22 protein-coding genes are annotated in these 20054 nt (G+C 60.3%); 1 reads left to right on the forward strand and 21 read right to left on the reverse strand.

The features are described from left to right. Positions 1-490: 490 nt before the first annotated feature. Complete coding sequence (locus VGC62_RS13305) at positions 491-763, reverse strand: hypothetical protein (RefSeq protein WP_331187550.1); 273 nt, start codon at positions 761-763, stop codon at positions 491-493. Positions 764-954: 191 nt separating this feature from the next. Between VGC62_RS13305 and VGC62_RS13310 the strand changes: the two genes are divergently transcribed. After that, positions 955-1818, forward strand: coding sequence for a LysR family transcriptional regulator (locus tag VGC62_RS13310; protein WP_331187551.1), 864 nt, complete (start codon positions 955-957; stop codon positions 1816-1818). Here the strand turns inward: VGC62_RS13310 and VGC62_RS13315 are convergent, their stop codons facing one another. From VGC62_RS13315 to VGC62_RS13410, 20 genes are all read right to left on the reverse strand, one after another. Beyond that, entirely contained in the window at positions 1819-2940 is a 1122-nt protein-coding gene (locus VGC62_RS13315) for an HPP family protein (protein WP_331187552.1), read from the reverse strand. A 232-nt stretch (positions 2941-3172) separates the two neighbouring features. Further along, positions 3173-3451, reverse strand: coding sequence for a hypothetical protein (locus VGC62_RS13320; protein ID WP_331187553.1), 279 nt, complete (start codon positions 3449-3451; stop codon positions 3173-3175). A 404-nt stretch (positions 3452-3855) separates the two neighbouring features. Next, positions 3856-5037: a sugar transporter gene (locus VGC62_RS13325; RefSeq protein ID WP_331187554.1), complete on the reverse strand. Its 1182-nt coding sequence runs from the start codon at positions 5035-5037 to the stop codon at positions 3856-3858. 217 nt (positions 5038-5254) lie between these two features. Then, on the reverse strand, positions 5255-6322 hold the full coding sequence (hypE, locus tag VGC62_RS13330) for a hydrogenase expression/formation protein HypE (protein WP_331187555.1): 1068 nt from the start codon (positions 6320-6322) through the stop codon (positions 5255-5257). After that, positions 6319-7455, reverse strand: coding sequence for a hydrogenase formation protein HypD (hypD, locus tag VGC62_RS13335; protein ID WP_331187556.1), 1137 nt, complete (start codon positions 7453-7455; stop codon positions 6319-6321). The genes hypE and hypD overlap by 4 nt, the downstream gene beginning before the upstream one ends. Continuing rightward, positions 7452-7685 carry a HypC/HybG/HupF family hydrogenase formation chaperone gene (locus VGC62_RS13340; protein ID WP_331187557.1) on the reverse strand — a complete coding sequence of 78 codons (234 nt, stop codon included), beginning with the start codon at positions 7683-7685 and terminating at the stop codon, positions 7452-7454. The genes hypD and VGC62_RS13340 overlap by 4 nt, the downstream gene beginning before the upstream one ends. Further along, positions 7676-8839, reverse strand: a complete 1164-nt coding sequence (locus VGC62_RS13345; RefSeq protein ID WP_331187558.1) for a carbamoyltransferase HypF — start codon at positions 8837-8839, stop codon at positions 7676-7678. The genes VGC62_RS13340 and VGC62_RS13345 overlap by 10 nt, the downstream gene beginning before the upstream one ends. Then, a complete protein-coding gene (gene hypB / locus VGC62_RS13350) occupies positions 8832-9845 on the reverse strand; it encodes a hydrogenase nickel incorporation protein HypB (protein ID WP_414705793.1) in 1014 nt (337 codons plus the stop codon). The genes VGC62_RS13345 and hypB overlap by 8 nt, the downstream gene beginning before the upstream one ends. 23 nt (positions 9846-9868) lie before the next feature. Beyond that, on the reverse strand, positions 9869-10216 hold the full coding sequence (locus VGC62_RS13355) for a hydrogenase maturation nickel metallochaperone HypA (protein WP_331187559.1): 348 nt from the start codon (positions 10214-10216) through the stop codon (positions 9869-9871). After that, positions 10209-11291, reverse strand: coding sequence for a HoxV (locus VGC62_RS13360; RefSeq protein ID WP_331187560.1), 1083 nt, complete (start codon positions 11289-11291; stop codon positions 10209-10211). Before VGC62_RS13360 ends, VGC62_RS13355 begins: the two co-directional genes overlap by 8 nt. After that, positions 11288-11791, reverse strand: coding sequence for a [NiFe]-hydrogenase assembly chaperone HybE (gene hybE, locus VGC62_RS13365; protein WP_331187561.1), 504 nt, complete (start codon positions 11789-11791; stop codon positions 11288-11290). The genes VGC62_RS13360 and hybE overlap by 4 nt, the downstream gene beginning before the upstream one ends. Continuing rightward, positions 11778-12008 carry a rubredoxin gene (locus tag VGC62_RS13370; protein WP_331187562.1) on the reverse strand — a complete coding sequence of 77 codons (231 nt, stop codon included), beginning with the start codon at positions 12006-12008 and terminating at the stop codon, positions 11778-11780. The genes hybE and VGC62_RS13370 overlap by 14 nt, the downstream gene beginning before the upstream one ends. A gap of 7 nt (positions 12009-12015) precedes the next feature. Beyond that, positions 12016-12909 (reverse strand): hydrogenase expression/formation protein, encoded by an 894-nt coding sequence (locus VGC62_RS13375; RefSeq protein ID WP_331187563.1) that lies wholly within the window; start codon positions 12907-12909, stop codon positions 12016-12018. Further along, positions 12906-13388 (reverse strand): hydrogenase, encoded by a 483-nt coding sequence (locus VGC62_RS13380; protein WP_331187564.1) that lies wholly within the window; start codon positions 13386-13388, stop codon positions 12906-12908. The genes VGC62_RS13375 and VGC62_RS13380 overlap by 4 nt, the downstream gene beginning before the upstream one ends. After that, the gene (locus VGC62_RS13385) at positions 13385-13759 is read right to left on the reverse strand and encodes a HypC/HybG/HupF family hydrogenase formation chaperone (RefSeq protein ID WP_331187565.1); all 375 of its coding nucleotides are present in this window, start codon (positions 13757-13759) and stop codon (positions 13385-13387) included. The genes VGC62_RS13380 and VGC62_RS13385 overlap by 4 nt, the downstream gene beginning before the upstream one ends. A 1-nt stretch (position 13760) precedes the next feature. Continuing rightward, positions 13761-14396, reverse strand: a complete 636-nt coding sequence (locus tag VGC62_RS13390) for a HyaD/HybD family hydrogenase maturation endopeptidase (RefSeq protein ID WP_414705794.1) — start codon at positions 14394-14396, stop codon at positions 13761-13763. Between the two features lie 20 nt (positions 14397-14416). Continuing rightward, entirely contained in the window at positions 14417-15100 is a 684-nt protein-coding gene (gene cybH / locus VGC62_RS13395) for a Ni/Fe-hydrogenase, b-type cytochrome subunit (protein ID WP_331187567.1), read from the reverse strand. Positions 15101-15161: 61 nt separating this feature from the next. Next, positions 15162-17018 (reverse strand): nickel-dependent hydrogenase large subunit, encoded by a 1857-nt coding sequence (locus VGC62_RS13400; protein WP_331187568.1) that lies wholly within the window; start codon positions 17016-17018, stop codon positions 15162-15164. Between the two features lie 6 nt (positions 17019-17024). After that, positions 17025-18125, reverse strand: coding sequence for a hydrogenase small subunit (locus VGC62_RS13405; RefSeq protein WP_331187569.1), 1101 nt, complete (start codon positions 18123-18125; stop codon positions 17025-17027). Between the two features lie 449 nt (positions 18126-18574). Next, positions 18575-19630, reverse strand: a complete 1056-nt coding sequence (locus tag VGC62_RS13410; RefSeq protein ID WP_331187570.1) for a HoxN/HupN/NixA family nickel/cobalt transporter — start codon at positions 19628-19630, stop codon at positions 18575-18577. Positions 19631-20054 lie beyond the last annotated feature (424 nt).

Raw genomic sequence — 20054 nt, forward strand, 5'->3', positions numbered from 1 at the left:
CAGGGTCGTGGAAATCAACAGGCTTATCACATCATTTCTCCGCTCACTGAATGTCCGATCAGGGTAATCAGCACGGGAAACGCGGTATTGAAAAAAACCACCCAATCAGCGCAAGCGCCAGCCCTGTCAGTCGTTTTCGACTAACAATCATTTTTTGTGAGCTTGCTCGCGAAGGGGCTATTGGCTCATAAAACACATAACTATCTGAATAAAAATGATTTTATGTAGATACGCTGCTCCCGGTCAGGCTGTCAGCAGTGCTTTTCGCTGAAAAGCTTGGCCATATCAAATACTTCACCGCTGCCGATGGCGTATGTCTTCCATGTGCCGGTTGATCGACTGTAGGAGCGAACTTGTTCGCGAGGCGCTGTTTCAGATACACAGAGTTGGCTGCCTCGCCAACACGTTGGCTCCTACAGATTGAACTGCGCCCTCAGTCACAATTATCCGCGACGGCTTCTGCCTGTTTGAGACCTCGGCTATGTTGCTCTCAGTTGCTCTGAATTTTCTGTAACGCCTGCTGCGTAAGGGCCACGCATTCGCGGGCGCCGTCGTCGTTGTGACGGGCGCGGGCGGATTCGGCGCGATGGACGGTGGTGTCAACGTCGCTTTTTATCGCATCGCTGAGATTCGGGTTGGCGACTTTGGCGTCTCTTACTTTGCTCAGGTTTATCTGGCACTGGTTGTCGTCGTCATTGGCGAATGCAGACGGTGGCAGGACGGCTGCGGTCAAGATGAGGCCAGCGAGCAGGGCGTGTTTCATTGTTGTTTTCCGGGTGGCTTGGGTGACAGGGCGGCGTTATTTGCCGATGTCACCATCAGACAGCGGAATCTGAATTTTCGCTACGCAAATCTTTGCGTTCGAGTGACGCTGACTAACTGCCGCCTCCTGAGCTGCATTGCCTTGATGCCGCGCCCGTGCGTTACCATGGCGCAAAATTCAGAGCCCTTTCGATGGACATAGACCTTGCGCGTACTTTCCTGGAAATCGTCCGTTTCGGCAGCTTGGCGGCGGCCGCCGAAACGTTGCACGTCACCCAGACGGCGATCACAGCTCGGGTGCAAAAGCTTGAGAGCCATCTCAATTGCACGTTGTTCATCCGCAACCGTACTGGCGCGAAGCTGACGCCTGACGGGGAGGCATTTGTAGTCTTTGCCAATCAACTGGTGCAGACATGGGAAGCCGCGCGACGGGACTTGCCGTTGCCAAAAGGCTATTTGAACATCCTGCATGTCGGTGCCGAGATGAGCCTGTGCAATCCATTATTGCTGCGTTGGGTCAGCGAGATCAGGGCGCAGATTCCCGATTTCGCCTTGAACTGCGAAGTCAAAGAAGGGCCTGCGCTGATGAAGGACATCGAGCAGGGTACGCTGGATGCGGCGTTGGTGTTTCAGCCGGTGTACCTGCCCGGTTTGCAGGTCGAGCAAATACTGGAAGAGAAACTGGTGATGATCCGTGTAGTGGACAACCCTGATCCGTATGTTTACATCGATTGGGGGCCGGGGTTTCGCCAACAGCACGACAAGGCGCTGCCGGAAAACGCCAAACCTGCGCTGGCATTCAATCTGGGGCCGTTCGCGTTGCAGTACATTCTCGACAACGGAGGCTCAGGTTATTTCCGCAGCCGAGTCGTTCAGTCCTACCTGGACCGTGGTGTGTTCGAGCGCGTGCCAATGGCACCGGAGTTCAGCCTTCCGACCTACCTGGTTTATTCCCGAGACAACCCTTCGACCGCGCTGCTGCGAGCCATCGGTTTGTTGCGTGAAATCGGCAAGGAGAAAGGCGACTGGTCGCAGCGCTGGGCGCCAGTGATCTGATCAGTGCAGGTGGACAATCAGGTCGCGGTGTAACGCCTGGATCAGGTCGGTTTGGGTGAGGATCCCCACCAGCGTGCCGTTTTCCAGTACCGGCAGGCTGTGCAGGCCCCGTTCGGACATCTGCGCAATCAACTCCACCACATGCACATCGCTTTCCACACAGCTGACGGGACAGGTCATGACTTCATGTACGCGCACGTTTTTGCGCAGCCCGAGGTTGTCGAGCAGGCCGTTCTTGCGCCTGTAGAGCGGATGCGCAATCAGATCCACCAGGCTGACGATACCGACGACTTTCTTGTATTCATCCAGCACCGGCAGGCATTTGATGTGATGTGAGAGAAGGCTGTCCATCGCCTGTGAAACCGGGCTATTTGGCGCCAGGCAGTGCACGTCGCGGGACATGATGTGAGCAGCCTTGATGTCACCCATGCTGCGACGCAGCGCATGCTTTTCTGTCTTGCGGATGATGTCTTCCAGATCCTCGCGCGACACGTCGATGAATTCACCCATATCGTCGAGTGCCCGCTCCATATCTTGCGCAGTGAAACCCACACGTTCTGACGGCGGGATGTCGACGGTGTGGTGATTGTCGATGATCGGTTTCGGGTGCAGCTTGGGATAACGGACCTGCGTCAGGTTGTTATAAATCAGCGCGGTCAGTAGTAGGGAAATCCCGTTGAGCATGACCGGATTCAGTACCGACAGCCCCATTGCCGAGAGTTCGTGTTTGGACGTCACGATACAGATCGCGATAGCCGCGCCGGGGGGATGCAGACAACGACAAATGCACATGAACAGGATCGACGAACACACCGCGACACTGGCGGCCGTGATGGTGTTGCCGAACAGGTTTATGCAGACCAGTGCCATAAGCGCAGAGATCAAATAGCTACCGATGATCGACCAAGGCTGGGCCAGCGCACCGGTCGATACCGCAAACAACAGCACTGCCGAGGCGCCGACCGGACCGAGCAAATGCAGTGCGACATCGGTGCCGAACAGTTGCTGACAGAGCATTGCGCTGATGCAGGTGCCCAGGCACGCACCAATAGCTGCTCGTGACCATTCCTTGGGGTGTGTATTGAGCGATTGGGGAATGAAACTTTTCAGAAGCGTTTTCAAGTCACCGGACTTCTTCAGCAAAAAAAGAGCCCATCAGCAGGGCTCCAGCACAATGGGGGGAATACAACGTGCAAAAGGGCAACACAAAAGGTCGGGCGGCGGATACAACAGCCGCCTAGCCGTGTTAAGCGCGAGGTGATTGTGCCGGGGATTTTTGGGTGGGGATAATTCGAAATATTGAGTTAACAGTGCAATATTTTTGCAGTGACGCGCAGTGAACCGCGCGCCAACCTCAGATGAGGTGGTTCTGCAGCGCTCTACGCGTTTTATGTGCCGGCCTGCTGCTTTCAACGTCCGACAAGTGCGAGGCCAGGATGTCGTTTAGAAAGCGGAACTGATCCGTCAAGCCAATCACCTCATTACTGAAATGGTTGGTCGCCGCTGGCATCAGGAACGAGTCGAAACGGTTGTCGCTGACCAACGACTGTGTTTTGCGAGCGATGACATGTTGTGAGTAGTAGTTATTGCCAAACCTGGGAAAGCTGACGTGCAAGGTAACTTCTCGGGTCATGTCTGATGCTCCGCAGTACAGTGAAAGTTTTTTTAAAAGGTGCTGATAAGTGACAGCTACTTGGCCGTTAGTGGGCCGGTGCCATTGCACGATTTTCATGTTCGCTGGCGGTTACTGAAGCACCGACCAGATCGAAAAAATTGAGGGCTACGACGTAAGTGGTAAACGCTGTCAGAGCCAGGCAAGTCAGCAGATGAATCAACATGTTCTAGCCCTCAGTTCGTGTTTGGGTGTGGGGGCGATGGTACGCGCCTGGATATTGAGCGGAAGGCATAAGAGCCAATGGTGAGTATCAACAGGAATGATGATCGACGCAGCGTGTTATTCCCGCGTGGTCCGCAGACGCAAAAAAGGCGCTGCAGCATTTGCTGTCAGCGCCTTTTTCAGGGCCGGATGTTGGATGATCAGGCGCGCATGGGCTCGCTGAACCGGTAGGTCGCCAGGCAGCACAGCAGCAACCCGCTCAGGGCCAGCAGACCGCCAACGAGGCCGATGTTGGCGATGCCCAGTTGACTGATCACCAGACTGCCCAGCAGCGCGCCGCCGCCGATACCGATGTTGTAGATGCCCGAGTGCAGGGACATCGCCACATCCGTTGCGTCTGGCGCCAACGCCAACACCTTGGCTTGCATGACCAGCCCGAAACACATGATCGCAATGCCCCAGACCACGCTCAACGTGGCGAGCGATGAGACGTTGCCCGACAGCGGCAACAGCAACAGCAGGCTCAACGCCAGTGCGCCGATGGCGGTGATCAGCAGGCCTCTGGGGAAGCGATTGTTGTAGTGGCTGAACACGAAGGAGCCGAGGATGCCTGCGGCGCCGAACAGCAACAGCAGGACGGTGGTCATCTCGCTGCTCATGTGCGCGACAACCTGTGTGAACGGCTCGATGTAGCTGTAGGCCGTGAACTGCGCGGTGATCACCAACGCAGTCAACACATACAGCGACATCAATGCTGGGCGTTTGAACAGGATCGGCAGGCTGCGCAACGATCCTGAGTTCTGGCTGGGCAGCAGCGGCAGCGATTTGATCAGGCACAAAACGGTGATACCCGCCGCCCCGGCAATTGCCAGGAACGTCATGCGCCAGCCCAGCGCCTCGCCCAGAATCCGCCCCAGTGGAATCCCGAGCACCATCGCCAACGCCGTACCTGTGGACAACAAGCCCAGCGCCTGCACGTGTTTGCCTGGCGGCGCTACACGCACCGCAAGCGACGCAGTAATCGACCAGAACACCGCATGGGCGAATGCGATGCCGATACGGCTCACCAACAACATGCTGAAGCTTGACGCCATGCAGGAAAGAATATGGCTGGCAATGAACAGCCCGAACACAAACGTGAGTAACTTGCGGCGTTCGATGTTGCGCGTCATCAGCATCATCGGCAGTGAGGCCAGCGATACTACCCAGGCATACACCGTCAGCATCAGGCCGACTTGAGCGGTCGACATATTAAAGCTGTGGCCGATGGCGCTTAACAGACCGACTGGCACGAACTCGGTGGTGTTAAAAATAAAAGCCGCGAGGGCCAGCGCAATAACGCTGAGCCAACTTCCGGTGCGAGCATCCAGGGTGCTGTTCATTTAACGACGTGCGAACCTCAAGTAAATATCGACGGCAGATGACACGACCAGTCCCTCTAAACGCCCGCACACAAAAAAGCCGCCCAAGGCTTGTGCCTGGGCAGTGCATGAATTGAGCAAAATATTATGAGTATGGCGATGTACAGCTTGATGGTGCAGAGTCTACGCCGCTCGAAACGTTGCCACAACACACCGTTCCGAGGGCTGTTTCACGTGTTCAGCAGATTCTGGGCAGTTGTTCGCCCGACAGCCAGTCCACCACTCTGCGCCCGCCGAAACGGGTCTGCATCTGCACGAAACCGTGAGCGTCTTGCATGACGGTGCCGATGCGCACGGCGTGTTCTCCCAAGGGATTAAGGCGCATGCAGTCGAGCAACGGTTGGGCGTCTTCTTCTGCGCAGATCGCGATCAGCTTGCCCTCGTTGGCGATGTACAGCGGGTCCAGGCCGAGCAGTTCGCAGGCGGCTTCTACCTGCGGCTGCACGAGGATTGCCGCTTCGTCCAAGAGCATGCCGACGCCGGATTGACCGGCGATTTCGTTCAGCGTGGTCGCCAGGCCGCCACGGGTCGGGTCGCGCAGTACGCGCAGGCCGGGGGCGACCGCGAGCATCTGCGCGACCAATCCGTGCAGTGCCGCGCTGTCGGAGAGGATCTCGGTTTCGAACTCCAGCCCTTCGCGTTTGGACATGATCGCCACGCCATGCTCGCCGATGCTGCCGGACACCAATATCGCATCGCCGGGGCGTGCGCGATGCCCGCCCGTGTCTACCCCGTTGGGGATAATGCCGATGCCGGTGGTGCTGATGAACACGCCGTCACCGCTGCCGCGTTCCACGACTTTGGTATCGCCGGTGATGATCGGCACCCCGGCTTCGCGGGAGGCGCGGCCCATCGATTCGACGATGCGCTTGAGGTCGGCCAGGGCAAAACCTTCTTCGATGATGAAGCTGGCAGAGAGATAAAGCGGCCGTGCGCCGCCCATGGCGACGTCGTTGAGGGTGCCATGCACGGACAAACTGCCAATGTCGCCACCGGGGAAAAACAGCGGCGACACCACGTGTGCGTCGGTGGCCATGACCATGCGTTCGCCGGGTTTGAGTTCCGGGCTGAAGGCGGCGCCATCGTTGCCTTGGCGCAACCAGGGGTTATCGAACGCAGCAACGAACAGCTCTTCAATCAGTTGCGCCGAAGCACGACCGCCAGCACCGTGGCCCATATCAACCACGCCGTCGCGAAAATTGAGGGGGCGTACATAACCGCGTTTTACGGGAGAACGGCCGGTCATACTGCAGCAACCTCGATGTCTTTATAGCGCCCGTAGGCATAGTGAGCGGCGCAGGCGCCTTCGTTGGACACCATGCACGAACCCATTGGGTTTTCCGGGGTGCATACGGTGCCGAACAGGCGACAATCCGTGGGCTTTTTCTGACCGCGCAGGATCGGCCCGCATTCGCAGGCTTTGTTATCGGCCACGGCGCGGTAATGCAGGTCGAAGCGTTTTTCCGCATCGAAGGCGGCGAATTCCGGGCGAATGCGCAGGGCGCTAAACGGCACCTCGCCAAGCCCGCGCCATTCGAAGCTTTCACGCAGTTCGAAGATCTCGTCCATCAATGTCAGGGCGGCGCTGTTGCCATTGCGGCCCACGGCGCGGACGAATTCGTTTTCGACCTCGGCGCGCCCCTCGTTGACCTGGCGCACCAGCATCAAGATGGCCTGCATGACATCCAGCGGTTCGAAACCGGCAATCACCACCGGCTTGCGGTATTGGCGGGCGAACTCGGCGTAGGGGTCAGAGCCAATGATGATGCTCACATGCGCCGGGCCGACGAAGCCATCCAGTTCTACCGCCGCCGCATCTTGCTCGGGGGCGGCGAGGATATGCGCGATGGCCGCCGGGGTCAGTACATGACAGCACAGCACGCTGAAGTTTTTCAGGCCGCGAGCGGCGGCGTCGCGGATCACCAATGCGGTCGGCGGGGTGGTGGTTTCGAAGCCAATGGCCAGGAACACCACTTCACGCTCGGGGTTGGCCTCGGCGATTTTCAGCGCATCGCTGGGCGAGTAGATCATGCGGATATCCGCGCCTTGTGCCTTGGCGCGCAGCAGCGACAGGCCACCGGACGCCGGTACGCGCAGGGTATCGCCATAGCTGCACAGGATTGCTCCGTCCTCCAGCGCCAGCTTCACCGCCAGGTCGATACGGCCAATCGGCAAGACGCACACCGGGCAGCCGGGGCCGTGGATCATGCGCACATTGGCGGGCAGTAAATCGCTCACGCCGTAACGCGATATCGCATGGGTGTGGCCGCCACAGAACTCCATGAAACGGTATTGGCGTTCAGGCTGGACTTCGTCGCGGATGCGCTCGGCAATGCGTTGTGCCAGTTCGCCGTCGCGGTATTCATCGATGTACTTCATAAGGCTTCCGGTTGCAGGCGGTCCATTTCTTCGAACATTTCCAGGGTCCGCAGGGCTTCTTGCGGGTCGATCAGGCCAAGGGCGTAACCGACGTGGACGATCACGTAGTCGTCGACCTTCGCTTCCGGCACTAGCGCCAGGGAGATTTCCTTGCGGATACCACCCAAGTCGACGAGTGCGGTATCGCCGTCGCGTAATTCGATCACGCGCGCGGGAATGGCTAGGCACATGCTTGAGATTCCTCCAATGGCAGGGCGGGTGGGCGCTGCGGGTCGCGCCAGTGAGCGGCAACCCAGGCTTGACCAAGGGCCAGCCCGGCATCGCCGCAAGACACGGCCTGCGCGCTGAAAACCTGTAAGCCCTTGGCGGTCAATAGTTGTGTGAGCCGGGCACTGACCAGGCGATTGGCGAAGCAACCGCCACCGAGCAGCACCGGCAGCGTGGTGGATTGGCGCTCGATCCAGTCGGCGAGGGCGGCGGCCAGCGTCAGGTGAAACAGGGCCGCGCCTTCAGCACTGCGTCCGCCGTCGGCGAGTTCGAACAGGCGGGTCAGCAGCGGTTGCAGATCGAGCACGCCGTCAGGACGGATATGCCACAGGCCGTCGATGGCGGGCTCGGCATGGGCTGTCAGGTATTCAGCGGCTAGACGCTCCAGGGCAATGGCCGCTTCGGCCTCGAATTGTTGACGTACGCTGATGCCGAGAATCCCGGCAGCGGCATCGAACCAGCGTCCGGCGCCGCTGCTCAGCGGGCAGTTGAGATTGCGGGCGAGCATGTGCGCGACAGTGTTGGCGCTCTGCTGGCCGACCAGCGGCCCGAGGCGGGTGAGGATTTCATCGTCGCGACCCAGCAGGTGCAGCGCCGCAGCGGCCAAGCGCCAGGGTTCGCGGGCGGCAACATCGCCACCGGGCAGCGGCAGTGGCAATAGATAGCCAAGTCGACGCCAGGCATCGCTGGCCACCCAGAGCAACTCGCCGCCCCAAGCTGCGCCATCGCTGCCAAGGCCTACGCCGTCCAGCGCCAGACCGAGTACCGGCCCATCGAGGCCATGTTCGGCCATCAGCGCGGCAATGTGCGCGTGGTGATGCTGTACGGCCACGGCGGGCACGTTGAGTTTTTCGGCCAGCGTTACGGCCAGTTGCGAGCTATAGAAATCCGGGTGCAAGTCGTGGGCGATGGCCTGCGGCATGACTTCAGCGCACGCCAACAGAGCGTCCAACGACGCCTCCAGGTCCAGGCAGCTTTGCGGGTCGCCCAAGTCACCGTGCAGGGGCGACCACAACACCTGATCGCCTTGCAACAGGCAGGCGGTGTTCTTCAGCCACGCGCCACAGGCCAGCACCGGCGGCCAGACCTGCGCGCCGGGCAGTTTTTCGCTACGCATGCGGGGCCTCCGTCTGACCTTTGAGGCGGGCCAGTTCAGCTTCCAGTTCGGCGATGCGAGCGACGCGTTGGTCAACGTCGGGGGCACCGGCCAGCAACCAGTCGAGCCAGGCATCCAGGCCGGTGCCGTCGCGGGCGCTGAGCTGGATGATCTGGATCTGCGGGTTGACCTGTCGCGCATAGTCCAGGCAGCGCTGCACGTCGAAATCCAGGTGCGGCAACAAGTCGATCTTGTTGAGGATCATCAGGCGCGCGGCGGCGAACATGTCCGGGTACTTGAGGGGTTTGTCTTCACCCTCGGTCACCGAAAGGATCGCCACTTTGCCCGCTTCGCCCAAATCCCATAGCGCGGGGCAGACCAGATTTCCGACGTTCTCGATGAACAGAATGCCGGCCGGCTCGCTTGCGTCATGGGCGGGGTGGCTGTGTTGATGCTGTTGAGTATGAACGTGGGCGTGAGGCTGCTGATCAACGTGGCTATGCACATGAGGCTGATGCGCGTGACCGGCCGCATGCAGCGCTTCATGCAGCGGCAGGCGACTGTAGGCTTCGGTGATCATCCGGGCATCGAGGTGGCAGCCTTTGCCGGTGTTGATCTGGATCGCGGGTACGCCGGTTTCGCGGATGCGCTCGGCGTCGTGACGGGTTTGCTGATCGCCCTCGATCACCGCCAGTGGCAAGTCGGCGCGGCGCTGGCGCAGGGCCGCGAGGGTGGTACACAGCAGGGTAGTCTTGCCGGAACCGGGGCTGGACACCAAATTGAGTGCCAGTACGCCGTGGGCGGTGAAGTTCTCCCGGTTGCGTGCGGCGTGCCGGTCGTTTTCGCCGAGTATGTCTTGTTCCAGGCGGATGGTGCGGGCCTGGCTCATGCCGGGTACTGAAACCCGCGCCTGACCCGCGCCATAATGCAGGTCGCCGGTGGCGTCGACCCGCACATCGCTATCGGTGGCTGGCGCTTGGGTCTTTTCGTGTGAATGCCCGGTTCCGCAACCGCAGACGACGCACATGGTGTACCTCCAAAATTAAACGATTAATGATCCTCGACCTGCAGGTCGAGGATGCGCAGTTCAGTACCGCCGGTAGGTTGCAGCCAGAAGCCGCCGCACTGCGGGCAGCCAGCGCCGCGCTCTATCAGCGGCACGCTAATGGCGCAATCCAGGCACCAGGCCTGGCCCGGGGGTTGTTCAATATCGATTTGCGCACCGGCCAGCAAGGTGCCTGGCGCCAGTGCTTCAAGGGCGAAACGCAGCGCCTCGATTTCAACGCCAGCCAGCTTGCCAGCTTCAAGGCGCAGGAGGCTGACCCGTACGAACGGATCGCGCCTAGCCGCCGCCTCGACAGCGCTGAGAATGCCGCCCGCCAGACTCACTTCATGCATGAATAATCTCCTCGCTCGGTACTTCATCAAGCTTGAGAGTGAAACCGATGCACGGGTCGAAGGCCGCCATCAACAGTTCGGCGCGACGTCGGGTGCCCGGATCGCTGGCTGACATATTCGCCAACCCCTGGGCCAGCGCGCCTTGGGGATGAAGGTTCCATTCGGTCGGCGCGATGACCTGATAGTCGCTGATCAACACACGGGTATTCATTCGCTCCAGACAGACCCGGTGCAGCAGCAGGCCGCGCGAGGTTTCGCTCCAGGCCAACGCCTCGTCGGGCCCCAGCGCCAATGCGCCCAGTGCCAAGCCACTTGGCTGTGGCAGCGAGAGCCGCGCCAGTTCGGCGAGGCGCGCACCCAGGCGCAACCAGACGCTGGCGTAGCGTTGTGGATCAGCCTCGCGCTCGCGGGTCCAACTGCCCGTCTCACAGGGTAGCCCGAAGGCCACCGGATGCAACGCGAAATCGCTGGCATGTCGCAGTTGTTCGGCCACCGCGTGCAGCGCTTGGGTGTTGCCGGCCAGTGGCAGGGCATGCACCGGCAGTTGCAGGGCGTGGGCATCATCGCGGCAATCGGCCAGGGCTTGTGCCAGCCAATGATCGCTGCGTTGGCTCCAGTCATTGAGCGCGCTAAAAGGCTCGGTGTCCCATTGCTCAAGCCATTGCGCTGCCGATTCGCCCAGCCAGGCGTGCATCGCCTGTTGCGGGCTGTGTTCCCAGGCATGCAGTTGGCTGGGGTCAGGGCGCACCGGCTGGTTACCCAGCAGCCGCGGCCATTCGAGCAGGATACGGCGCACATGTTCGCGACGGGTTTCGGCCTCCAGCATCCGCTGGCTGCTTGGGTCTATGGGCGTTTCGCCGTGCAGTGCGGTGTTGACTGCCAACTCTGCGGTCAAGCGGTGCGCTTGCCCGCACAGGCTATAGAGCAAGGGCAAGCGTTGCGCGGCAGCCTGTGGCGGCTGGCCGCGTAACAAGGTGGCGGCCAGCGCCGGACGGCTGCCGACAATGGCGGGCTGCTGGCCGGGACGCACCACCAGTGATCCGCCGAGCCGCGCCAAGGTTGCCGTGGAGGTCATTGCACGTTCCCGGACGCCCGTCCGAACAGCAAGCTGCGGCGGCTGATGGCCGGGCGTTCTGGTGATGGTTCGGGCGCACCCCGCAACAGCGCCAGCACTTGTTCGGCGGTTTGCCGGGCAGCGTCCTGATCGGCGAATTCAAACATCGGTGAAAACAGCGAACAGCTCTCGTAACCACCGATGTCTTCGCCGTCTGCGCCAATAAAGGTCAGGCGCTGGCCGCCAAATTGATGTTCACCTGACGCACCCTGGGCCAGGATTGTGTCAGTGTTCTCCGGCAGCCAGATCAGGTTCATGAACCAAGGGGTAATCAGGATACCGAGCGCTCCGGTTGCCGCGTTTTCCCCGGCGATTTGCGCGCTAAAACCAACCGCCTCGACCGCCAGTTGTTGATTGAGAAACGGCAACCCGCGCATACGTGTATCGGCGATGCCCTGGAAGTGCGCGCACAGGGTTTGTGCCTGTTGCTCCGGGCAGTCTTGCCACTCAGACAGGTTCATCGATCACCATGAACTGCTCAGCATCGCCATCGCAGTTCGGGCAACGCCAATGGTCTGGTAGTGCGGAGAACGGCGTGCCTGGCTCAATCTGCCAGACCGGGTCACCTTCGCTGGGGTCATACACCCACCAGCAGATTTTGCATTCCAGGCGGGTGGCATCGCTGATCCGGGCATTGTCGCCGCCGTAGCTGCCTTCGAAGCTGGTTTTTTCGTTCATCTGCGCTTCACTGCCCTTCGAACCACTGGATAACGTCTTCGAAGCGTTCCAGTGAGTCGGCCAGGTCTTCGGGGGCGGCGCAGATCACTTCCGGCAGGTCGGTGATTTCGATGGTGTCGAGGATTTGCGCATCCTGTGAGTTGAAGTAAGTGATGCGCCAGCAGTTCTGTATCCGTGTGGCGCTGATCAGGCAATTGCCATAGCCACGGGCCAATGCGCGCACGGGGCCGGCGGGCAAATAGGTGTCGAGGAAGGCGATGTCTTGTTCGGACAACGGCAGTAAGGTCAGGTTGATGACATGAACCTGATCGCCGGGTTGCCAGTGTTGGGTGCGGTCTTGTACCTCGGTCAGGATCGCCGGGGCGTTCATGACGCCGAGCGGCAAGGGTGACGACAAGTCGAAATCCGCAGGCCGGGCCGCAGCGCGAGCATTGCTGCGCAGTTGTGCGGGCGCGGCGCCCACTTCGACGTGATCGTAGCCCTGGCCGTAGATGCGCCATACGCCAGCGAAGATCGATTCCTGGATACGCAATGAGGGCTGCGCCGAGATGATCGCGCTGACTTCACCTTCGCCCAGCAGTTGGTCGAGCAGCTTGCGGTCGCCCACTTCCAGGCCACTGAGGTCGACGCTTTGCGTGGTCAGGCCGTTATTGCAGTCGCGCAGGCATTGCAGCAACTTTTGCAACGCTTGCCGAGCGCCGGGCAGGGCGTCAAGTTCTTCAGGTTCGGGCAGCACCGGAATGCTATGGGTGTACATGCCCTGAGGCATGCTGATGTATTCGAGCACGTCCTCATCGTCGGGTTGCGAGCCTGGGCCGATATCCACCACGGGGATGTAGCTCAGTGGATCGAACTCCACGGCGTGGCTTTGCGCATCACGGTTATTGGCATCGTGGTTCATTGGCAACCTCCGGGTGCGCTGACAGGTGCGCTGGCGAGCAATGGAATGCGCGCATTGCTTTGGCTCACGGCGCTTTGGGCCAGGCGCAGGTATTCGTCCCAGTCGAGCATGCCGCTCAAGGTGGTGACGTAACCTGCATCGCGCAACCAAACCAGCGACGGCCAGCGGCGCACGGCAAAGCGGGCGGCGATGGCTTCTTCATCGGCGCGATTTACCACGCCCAGGCGCAGGGTCAATTGGTGGCGGCGAGCGATTTCCTCGCGCAGTTCCGGCAAAACCACTGCCACGTCCAGGCATTCAGGATGGCGTACGGGGTCACCGCACAGCAGCAACAGGCAGTCGCCACCTTCGGCAAGCCAGGCGTCGAGGTTGTCGGCGTCGATCCAGGTCGCGTCGAATTGCTCCACCAGCCGGCTGATCAAGGCGGGGATGGCGGGCGTCACGGGAATGGGCGCCATGAAAACAGCAGATTCGCTCATGTGGGGTCCTTGAGTGACTGTTGAGGTGGGGTGAGCGCGGCAGGCTCAAGGGTTGGCGATGCGTGGCCCAGCAAGGCAGCCAGTTGCTCGGCGTTCATTGCCGAGGGCAAGCTGAAACCTGGCGCGCTGTCTGGCTGCGGGGCAGTGCCGAACAAGGCATCTTCGAGCAGACGCAGGGTTGAGTCGATTTCGCCTGCGCGTTGGGCGTCGAGGCGTTCGCGTGCGGCGTCGAGAAAGATCAACAGCCAGTCGCCGACCGCACAGGGGCCGACCAGTGAGGTGTCGATGCGCCGTTCTTCGCCGTTGCGGTCGCGGCAGCGGGCAAAGCCCAACTCGGCGTCGATCACTTGCATGGGCAATCCGATGCACATATCAGACGCGCCTGGCGAGGATGCGTTCGTCGCCGATCCGGCAGGCTTGCTGTTCGGACGGGCGTTCGTTTTCGTAGCGTTGCAGCTCAAGGTGCGGCAGTGTCACGGCCTCTTCACCCGCGAGCGGCGAAGCGCGTTTTTGCGGCGCCGCGCCCCAACTGTCGAGCACTCGCAGCGCCTCATCCAGCGCCCCTTCCATGGCGGCCCTGACGCTTGGGCGCAGGCTGCCGCCGTAGTCCATCATGTTTTCCGGCTGGCAACCGATCAGCAACACCCGTGTCGGGTAATCGCCGGTCAGCTGCGCGAGCATCAGCACCTCTTGAAAGCCGGTCTGGTGCAGGCTGAGTTTTTTGATGCCGAGGAATTTGGGCACCTCGTCATCGGCGATGAACTTCAGTTCGCCAGGTGCGAGGTTGTAATCCACGGCGTCGAAAATCAGCAGGTAATCGGCTTGCTGAACATGCTGGATCAAGTACAGGCCTTGAGTGCCGCCATCGATCAGCGCCACGTTATCGGCGAACTCATAACGCTGTTGCAACGCTTCGACGCAACGTACGCCGAAGCCTTCGTCGGCCCACAGCAGGTTGCCGATGCCTAGCACGGTGATCTGCGGCAGTGTCGGTTGGAGAGGGCTCATGGCTGTTTCTACCAATGTGTTCATTTTTTGAAGGTCTTGTAGCCGGAAATCATTGCCCCGACCATGCTCAGGCGCCCGTTGATTTCTTCACGCACGGCGGCATAGATGTGGAACATGACAAATAGCACAATCACCCACATACCCAAGTGATGCAGGACATGGACATTGTTGGACTGCCCCAGCAGCGGCAGTACCCAACCGAAGGTGCGTTCCTGCCACGAGCCCATTTGCGCGCCTTCGCCATACAGCGCGAAGCCGGTCAGGATCATGAACAGTGAGGACAACAAGAAGATGAAAAACATCGCGAAACGCGACAGCGGGTTGTGACCGAACATCGGCTCAGGGGTAGGCCCGATGAACAGGTAGTAGCGCACCCAGGCGATCATGTCGGTCCAGTAGACCTTGCTGGTCAGCGGCACCGAGAACAGTTCGCGAGCGTGATGATTGCCCACCAGCGCCCAATAGGCGCGGCCGATCATGGCGATGGTGAAAATGTAGGCCGCGCTGAAATGCACAAAGCGGATGTAGCCCATCACGAAATGCTCGCTGGCTTCGCCCGGTTGGGTCGCCAGCGGCGAACCGATCAAGTAGCCGGTGACGGCCAGCACCACGATGCAGGCGGCATTGATCCAGTGCCACAGGCGCACGGGCGCCTCGTACACGTATTCCGGCTGGCCGATGGGGGTTTGGGTAGGTTGGGTCATAGCTTCACCTTTGGATGGGCAGGCGCCGTAGCGCCTGCCAAATGCAGCGTTGAACGATCGATCAACTGACCTTGACTGTGCTCAGCTCCGCGCCGTCCTCGCTCATCACGTGGGTGGCGCAGGCCATGCAAGGGTCGAAGGAGTGCAGCGTGCGCAGGATTTCCACGGGCTGATCGGGAATGGCCACCGGCGTGTTCATCAGCGCGGCTTCGAAAGCACCGATCTGGCCTTTGGCGTCACGCGGGCTGCCATTCCAGGTGCTCGGTACGACGCACTGGTAGTTTTCGATTTTGCCGTTCTTGATCCGAATCCAGTGGCCCAGTGCGCCGCGTGGAGCGGCAACGATGCCGACCCCTTTGGCTTCAGCGGGCCAGGTGGACGGGTCCCATTTTTCGACGTTGGCGGTGGCGCGGTCGCCGTTGCGAATGTTGGTCATCAACTCGTTCCAGTCGTCGACCATCATTTCTGCGCAGTACTCGGCTTCCAGGGCACGGGTCAGGGTGCGGCCAATCGTGCTCGGCAATAGTTGCTTGGCACTGAGGTTGGTTTCCGGCAGGCCCAGGGCTTTTGGCAAGTCGTGGTTGACGGCTTGCAGCGAACCTTCCAATTGCTCCTTGACCCGTTGGCAATGCGGGTTGCCTTTAAGGGCGTGGGCATAGCCAAGGATGTAACGAGCCAAAGGCCCGACTTCCATGGCATGGCCGCGCCAGCGAGGCGATTTGACCCACGAATACTTGGCGCTTTCGTCCACTTCTTCGATGTTGGTGCGGGTGCCCTTGGTCTTGGCGCCCAGCTCGTAGTTCGGCTCGGTGATGCCGTCCCACGGGTGCAGGCCCTTGTCGTTGTCCGGGTAGTTGTACCAGGAGTGGGTCACGAACTCTTGCACTTGCTCGGGATCGCGAGGGTCCACGGGGAGGATTTCGTCCCAGTTGCCATTGAGGATCGCGCCGCCCGGTAATTGGTTGGTGCTCTCGTCGTAATTGACCTTGGAGTAGGTGCCGTAGTCCATCACGTTGGTCGCCGACAGACCGCCGCCGTGCAGCCAGCCTTTTTGCTTGTAGATAGTGCCGATGGCCAGCACGTCCGGCACATAAACGTTGCGGCAGAAGGTCAGCGCTTCATCGATGCGGGCACGCACGAAGTTCAGGCGTTCCATGTTCAACGGCGCACCGGCGGCCAGGTCGCCATCGATATTGATCGCGCAGGGCACGCCGCCGACCAGGTAGTTAGGGTGCGGGTTCTTGCCACCGAAGATGGTGTGGATTTTCACCCACTCTTTCTGCAAGTCGAGGGCTTCAAGGTAATGGGTCACGGCCATCAGGTTGGCTTCAGGCGGCAGTTGGTAAGCCGGGTTGCCCCAGTAGCCATTCATGAACGGCCCCAGCTGACCGCTTTCGACGAACTTCTTCAGGCGGTTTTGTACGTCGCGGAAATAACCCGGCGAAGACAATGGGTGAGCAGGCGAAACGGTCTGCTGCAATTCCGAGGTGCGTTTGGGGTCAGCCTTGAGCGCGGACACCACGTCCACCCAGTCCAGTGCATGCAGGTGGTAGAAATGCACGGCGTGGTCATGGACTTGCAGAGTCTTGGCCATCATCTCGCGAATCAGGTGCGCGTTCGGCGGAATACGGATGCCCAGTGCATCCTCTACCGAGCGTACCGAAGCCAGCGCGTGGCAACCGGTGCAGACGCCGCAGATACGCTCCACGAATGCCCAGGCGTCACGTGGGTCGCGGCCCTTGAGGATGACTTCCAGACCGCGCCACATGGTGCCGGTGGAAACAGCGTTGCGAATGACATTGTTGGCATCGAGGTTAACCTCGACGCGCATGTGGCCTTCGATACGGGTCACAGGGTCGACAACGATACGTCGGCCTGTGCTGTTGAGGTCGAAACCCTGAGTCGAATAGGTGCTCATTGGTGCTTATTCCTGTCTTGTCGCTGGGGCGTCGGGCGGCGTAGTGGGCGCCTTGCCGTTACTGGCGCGTTTGAGGGCGGTGACGGCGGCGTGGGCAGTGATCGCTGCGCCTACGGTGACGCCGGCAGCCAAGCCGATTTCATCGGCGTTCGCTTCAACGCCAAACTGGTTGATACCGGTCAGGTGCTGATAGAACGAGCCCTTGTCCCAGAAACCTTCCTCCGAGCAACCGATGCAGCCATGGCCGGACTGGATCGGGAAGCTGGTGCCGCCGTTCCAACGCACGGTCGAGCAGGCGTTGTAGGTGGTCGGGCCTTTGCAGCCGACTTTGTAAAGGCAATAGCCCTTGCGCGCTGCGTCGTCGTCCCAGGACTCGACGAACTGACCGGCATCGAAGTTCGGACGGCGGTAGCACTTGTCGTGAATGCGCTGGCTGTAGAACATTTTCGGCCGGCCCTGACGATCCAGCTCAGGAATGCGGTCGAAGGTCAGCATGTAGGTGATGACCCCGGTCATGACTTCGGCGATGGGCGGGCAGCCCGGCACTTTGATGATCGGCTTGTCGGTGATGACCTTGTGAATCGGCACCGCTTGGGTCGGGTTAGGCTTGGCTGCCTGTACACAGCCCCAACTGGCGCAAGAACCCCAGGAAATGATCGCCTTGGCATCGCGTGAAACACGCTTCAACTGCTCGACGAAGGGCTTGCCACCAATGATGCAACTCATGCCGTCCTGATTCAGTGGCGGGTTGCCTTCGACGGCCAGGATGTAGTTGCCCTTGTACTTGGTCATGACCTCGTCAAGGATCGCCTCGGCCTGATGCCCAGCGGCGGCCATCAAGGTGTCGTCGTAATCGAGAGAGATCATCGACAGCACGACGTCCTTGGCCAGCGGATGCGCGGAGCGGATGAATGACTCCGAGCAACAGGTGCATTCAAGGCCGTGCAGCCAGAGTACTGGCGTGCGCGGCTTGTTCTCCATGGCCCAGGCGATTTTGGGCATGAATGCCGGGCCCAGCCCGAGCGAGGTAGCGGTCAGGGAACAAAATTTGAGAAAGCTGCGGCGCGAGATGCCTTGTCTGCGCATCACCTCGTAAAACGTTTCCATTACTTTATTTCTCCTCCCCGAGAATGTTCTTCAACAGGGGCTGCACTCGGTGTGTGTTGGAAAATCTGTGCCTGACCGGGTGAGTCAGACGCCATGCCGTCGGCTACAAAGGCCATCAGTTCTATGGGGTGTTGAGGTTGCAGCCTTGGTCATGATTGCAACGGCTGCTGGAAACATGCGGATAACCCATGTCGTTCAGTGATCTGGTAAGTACAAGACCTGTGCCATTTCGCCGCGGTTGGGATTGATTGCTTGCTAATTAATTTATCTATCTGTTTTTAAAGGAATTTTGTTTTTGTGACAGGCACGCAGAGACGTCTTGTAAAAAACCTGAAATGGAATGTTTGTTTCCACTTTTCATGCCGTATGGAAGCTGTGTATCCGGCGGGGCAAGACGCTGGCGAGGGAACCTCGCCAGACACTGAAAGCAAGAGAAGGCGTAGCGGGGGTTAGGCGGGGGTCACGTCCAGGCGGTCGTAGCCTTTGAAGCGATAGAACAACACCGAAACGGTCCAGGTCAGGATGAATATCCCGACGATCAGATAACCGATCATGCCGAAGTTGTCGGTCAGCGCGGTGATGAAATCCCACGCGCCGCCTTGCAGATCCCACCGCGCAGCGATCAGCCCGAGCACTTCCACGCCCCCCACCAGCAACGCCACCAACACCGACATGGAGGTGATGGTCAGGTTGTAATAGAGCTTGCGCGCCGGGTTGACCAGCGCCCAGTGGTAAGCACCGGTCATCATCACGCTGTCGGCGGTGTCGACCAGCGCCATGCCGGCAGTGAAGAGCGCCGGGAACACCAGAATCGACCAGATCGGCAGGCTCTGTGAGGCTTGCACCGCAGCAATCCCGAGCAGGCCGATTTCCGTGGCGGTATCAAAACCCAGACCGAACAGCAGGCCCAGCGGATAGAGGTGCCAGGGACGGCTGATCAGCCGGAACAGCGGGCGCAACAGCCGGGCAATCGGGCCGCCGCCGGTGAGTATTGCGTTCATCTCTTGCTCGCCGATCCGTTCGCCACGCCGTACGCGGCCAAACGCCTGGTACACCGAGCGCAGGATGAGCAGGTTGATCAGCGCCACCAGCAATAGGAACGCGGCAGACACCGAGGTGCCAATCAGCCCACCGATGCCGTGAAAGGCTTCGATTTCGCTTTTGAACGCAGTGGCCGTCAGCGCGATGCCGAGCGAGGCAAGGATCACCACGGTGCTGTGCCCGAGCGAGAAGAACAGGCCGACACTCGCGGTTTGTCGGCCTTCCTGGATCAGCTTGCGGGTGGCGTTGTCGATGGCGGCGATGTGATCGGCATCCACTGCGTGGCGCAGGCCGAAGCTATAGGCCAGAAAAGCGGTGCCCAGCAGCAGCGGATAGTTGTGGAAGGCCGTGAAAGCCCAGGCCCAGGCCAGCAGATTGGCAGCAATCAGGCCCGCAAAAATGGCCAGGACGCGACGTTTGAACGTCAAAGGGGCATGAGCCGGTGGAACAGGATGCAAGGGCATGCGAACTCCTGGAGGGTGGGTTCAAGTATGAAGAAACTAAAAAACTTCATACAAACCTTGTGCCAGTTCGTGCTTTCGGAGCCGTCTTGCTGACGATTAGCTTGACGCTATCGCGGGCAAGCCCGGCTTCAACATGGGGTTTAGGGCCAGAACGCACTTGTTGGAGCGCGGCTTGCCCCGCGATCTGGCGCGCAGCGGCAGTAAACCCGGTGTGTGCGGTCTGCCTGTCACACCGTGTGCGCAGGTTTACGACGGGTTCCCCGCCGGTCGCGGGACAAGCCCGGCTCCTACCTGGGGGGGGCGGGGCCAGCACGCATTGTAGGAGTGAACTTGTTCGCGAGGCGGTGTTTCAGATACACCTCATGGGTCGCCTCGCCAACAAGTTGGCTCCTACAAGCCGTCATCGCCAAGGCGTTATGGGGTT

Source organism: Pseudomonas sp. (assembly GCF_036404235.1).
GTDB lineage: Bacteria > Pseudomonadota > Gammaproteobacteria > Pseudomonadales > Pseudomonadaceae > Aquipseudomonas.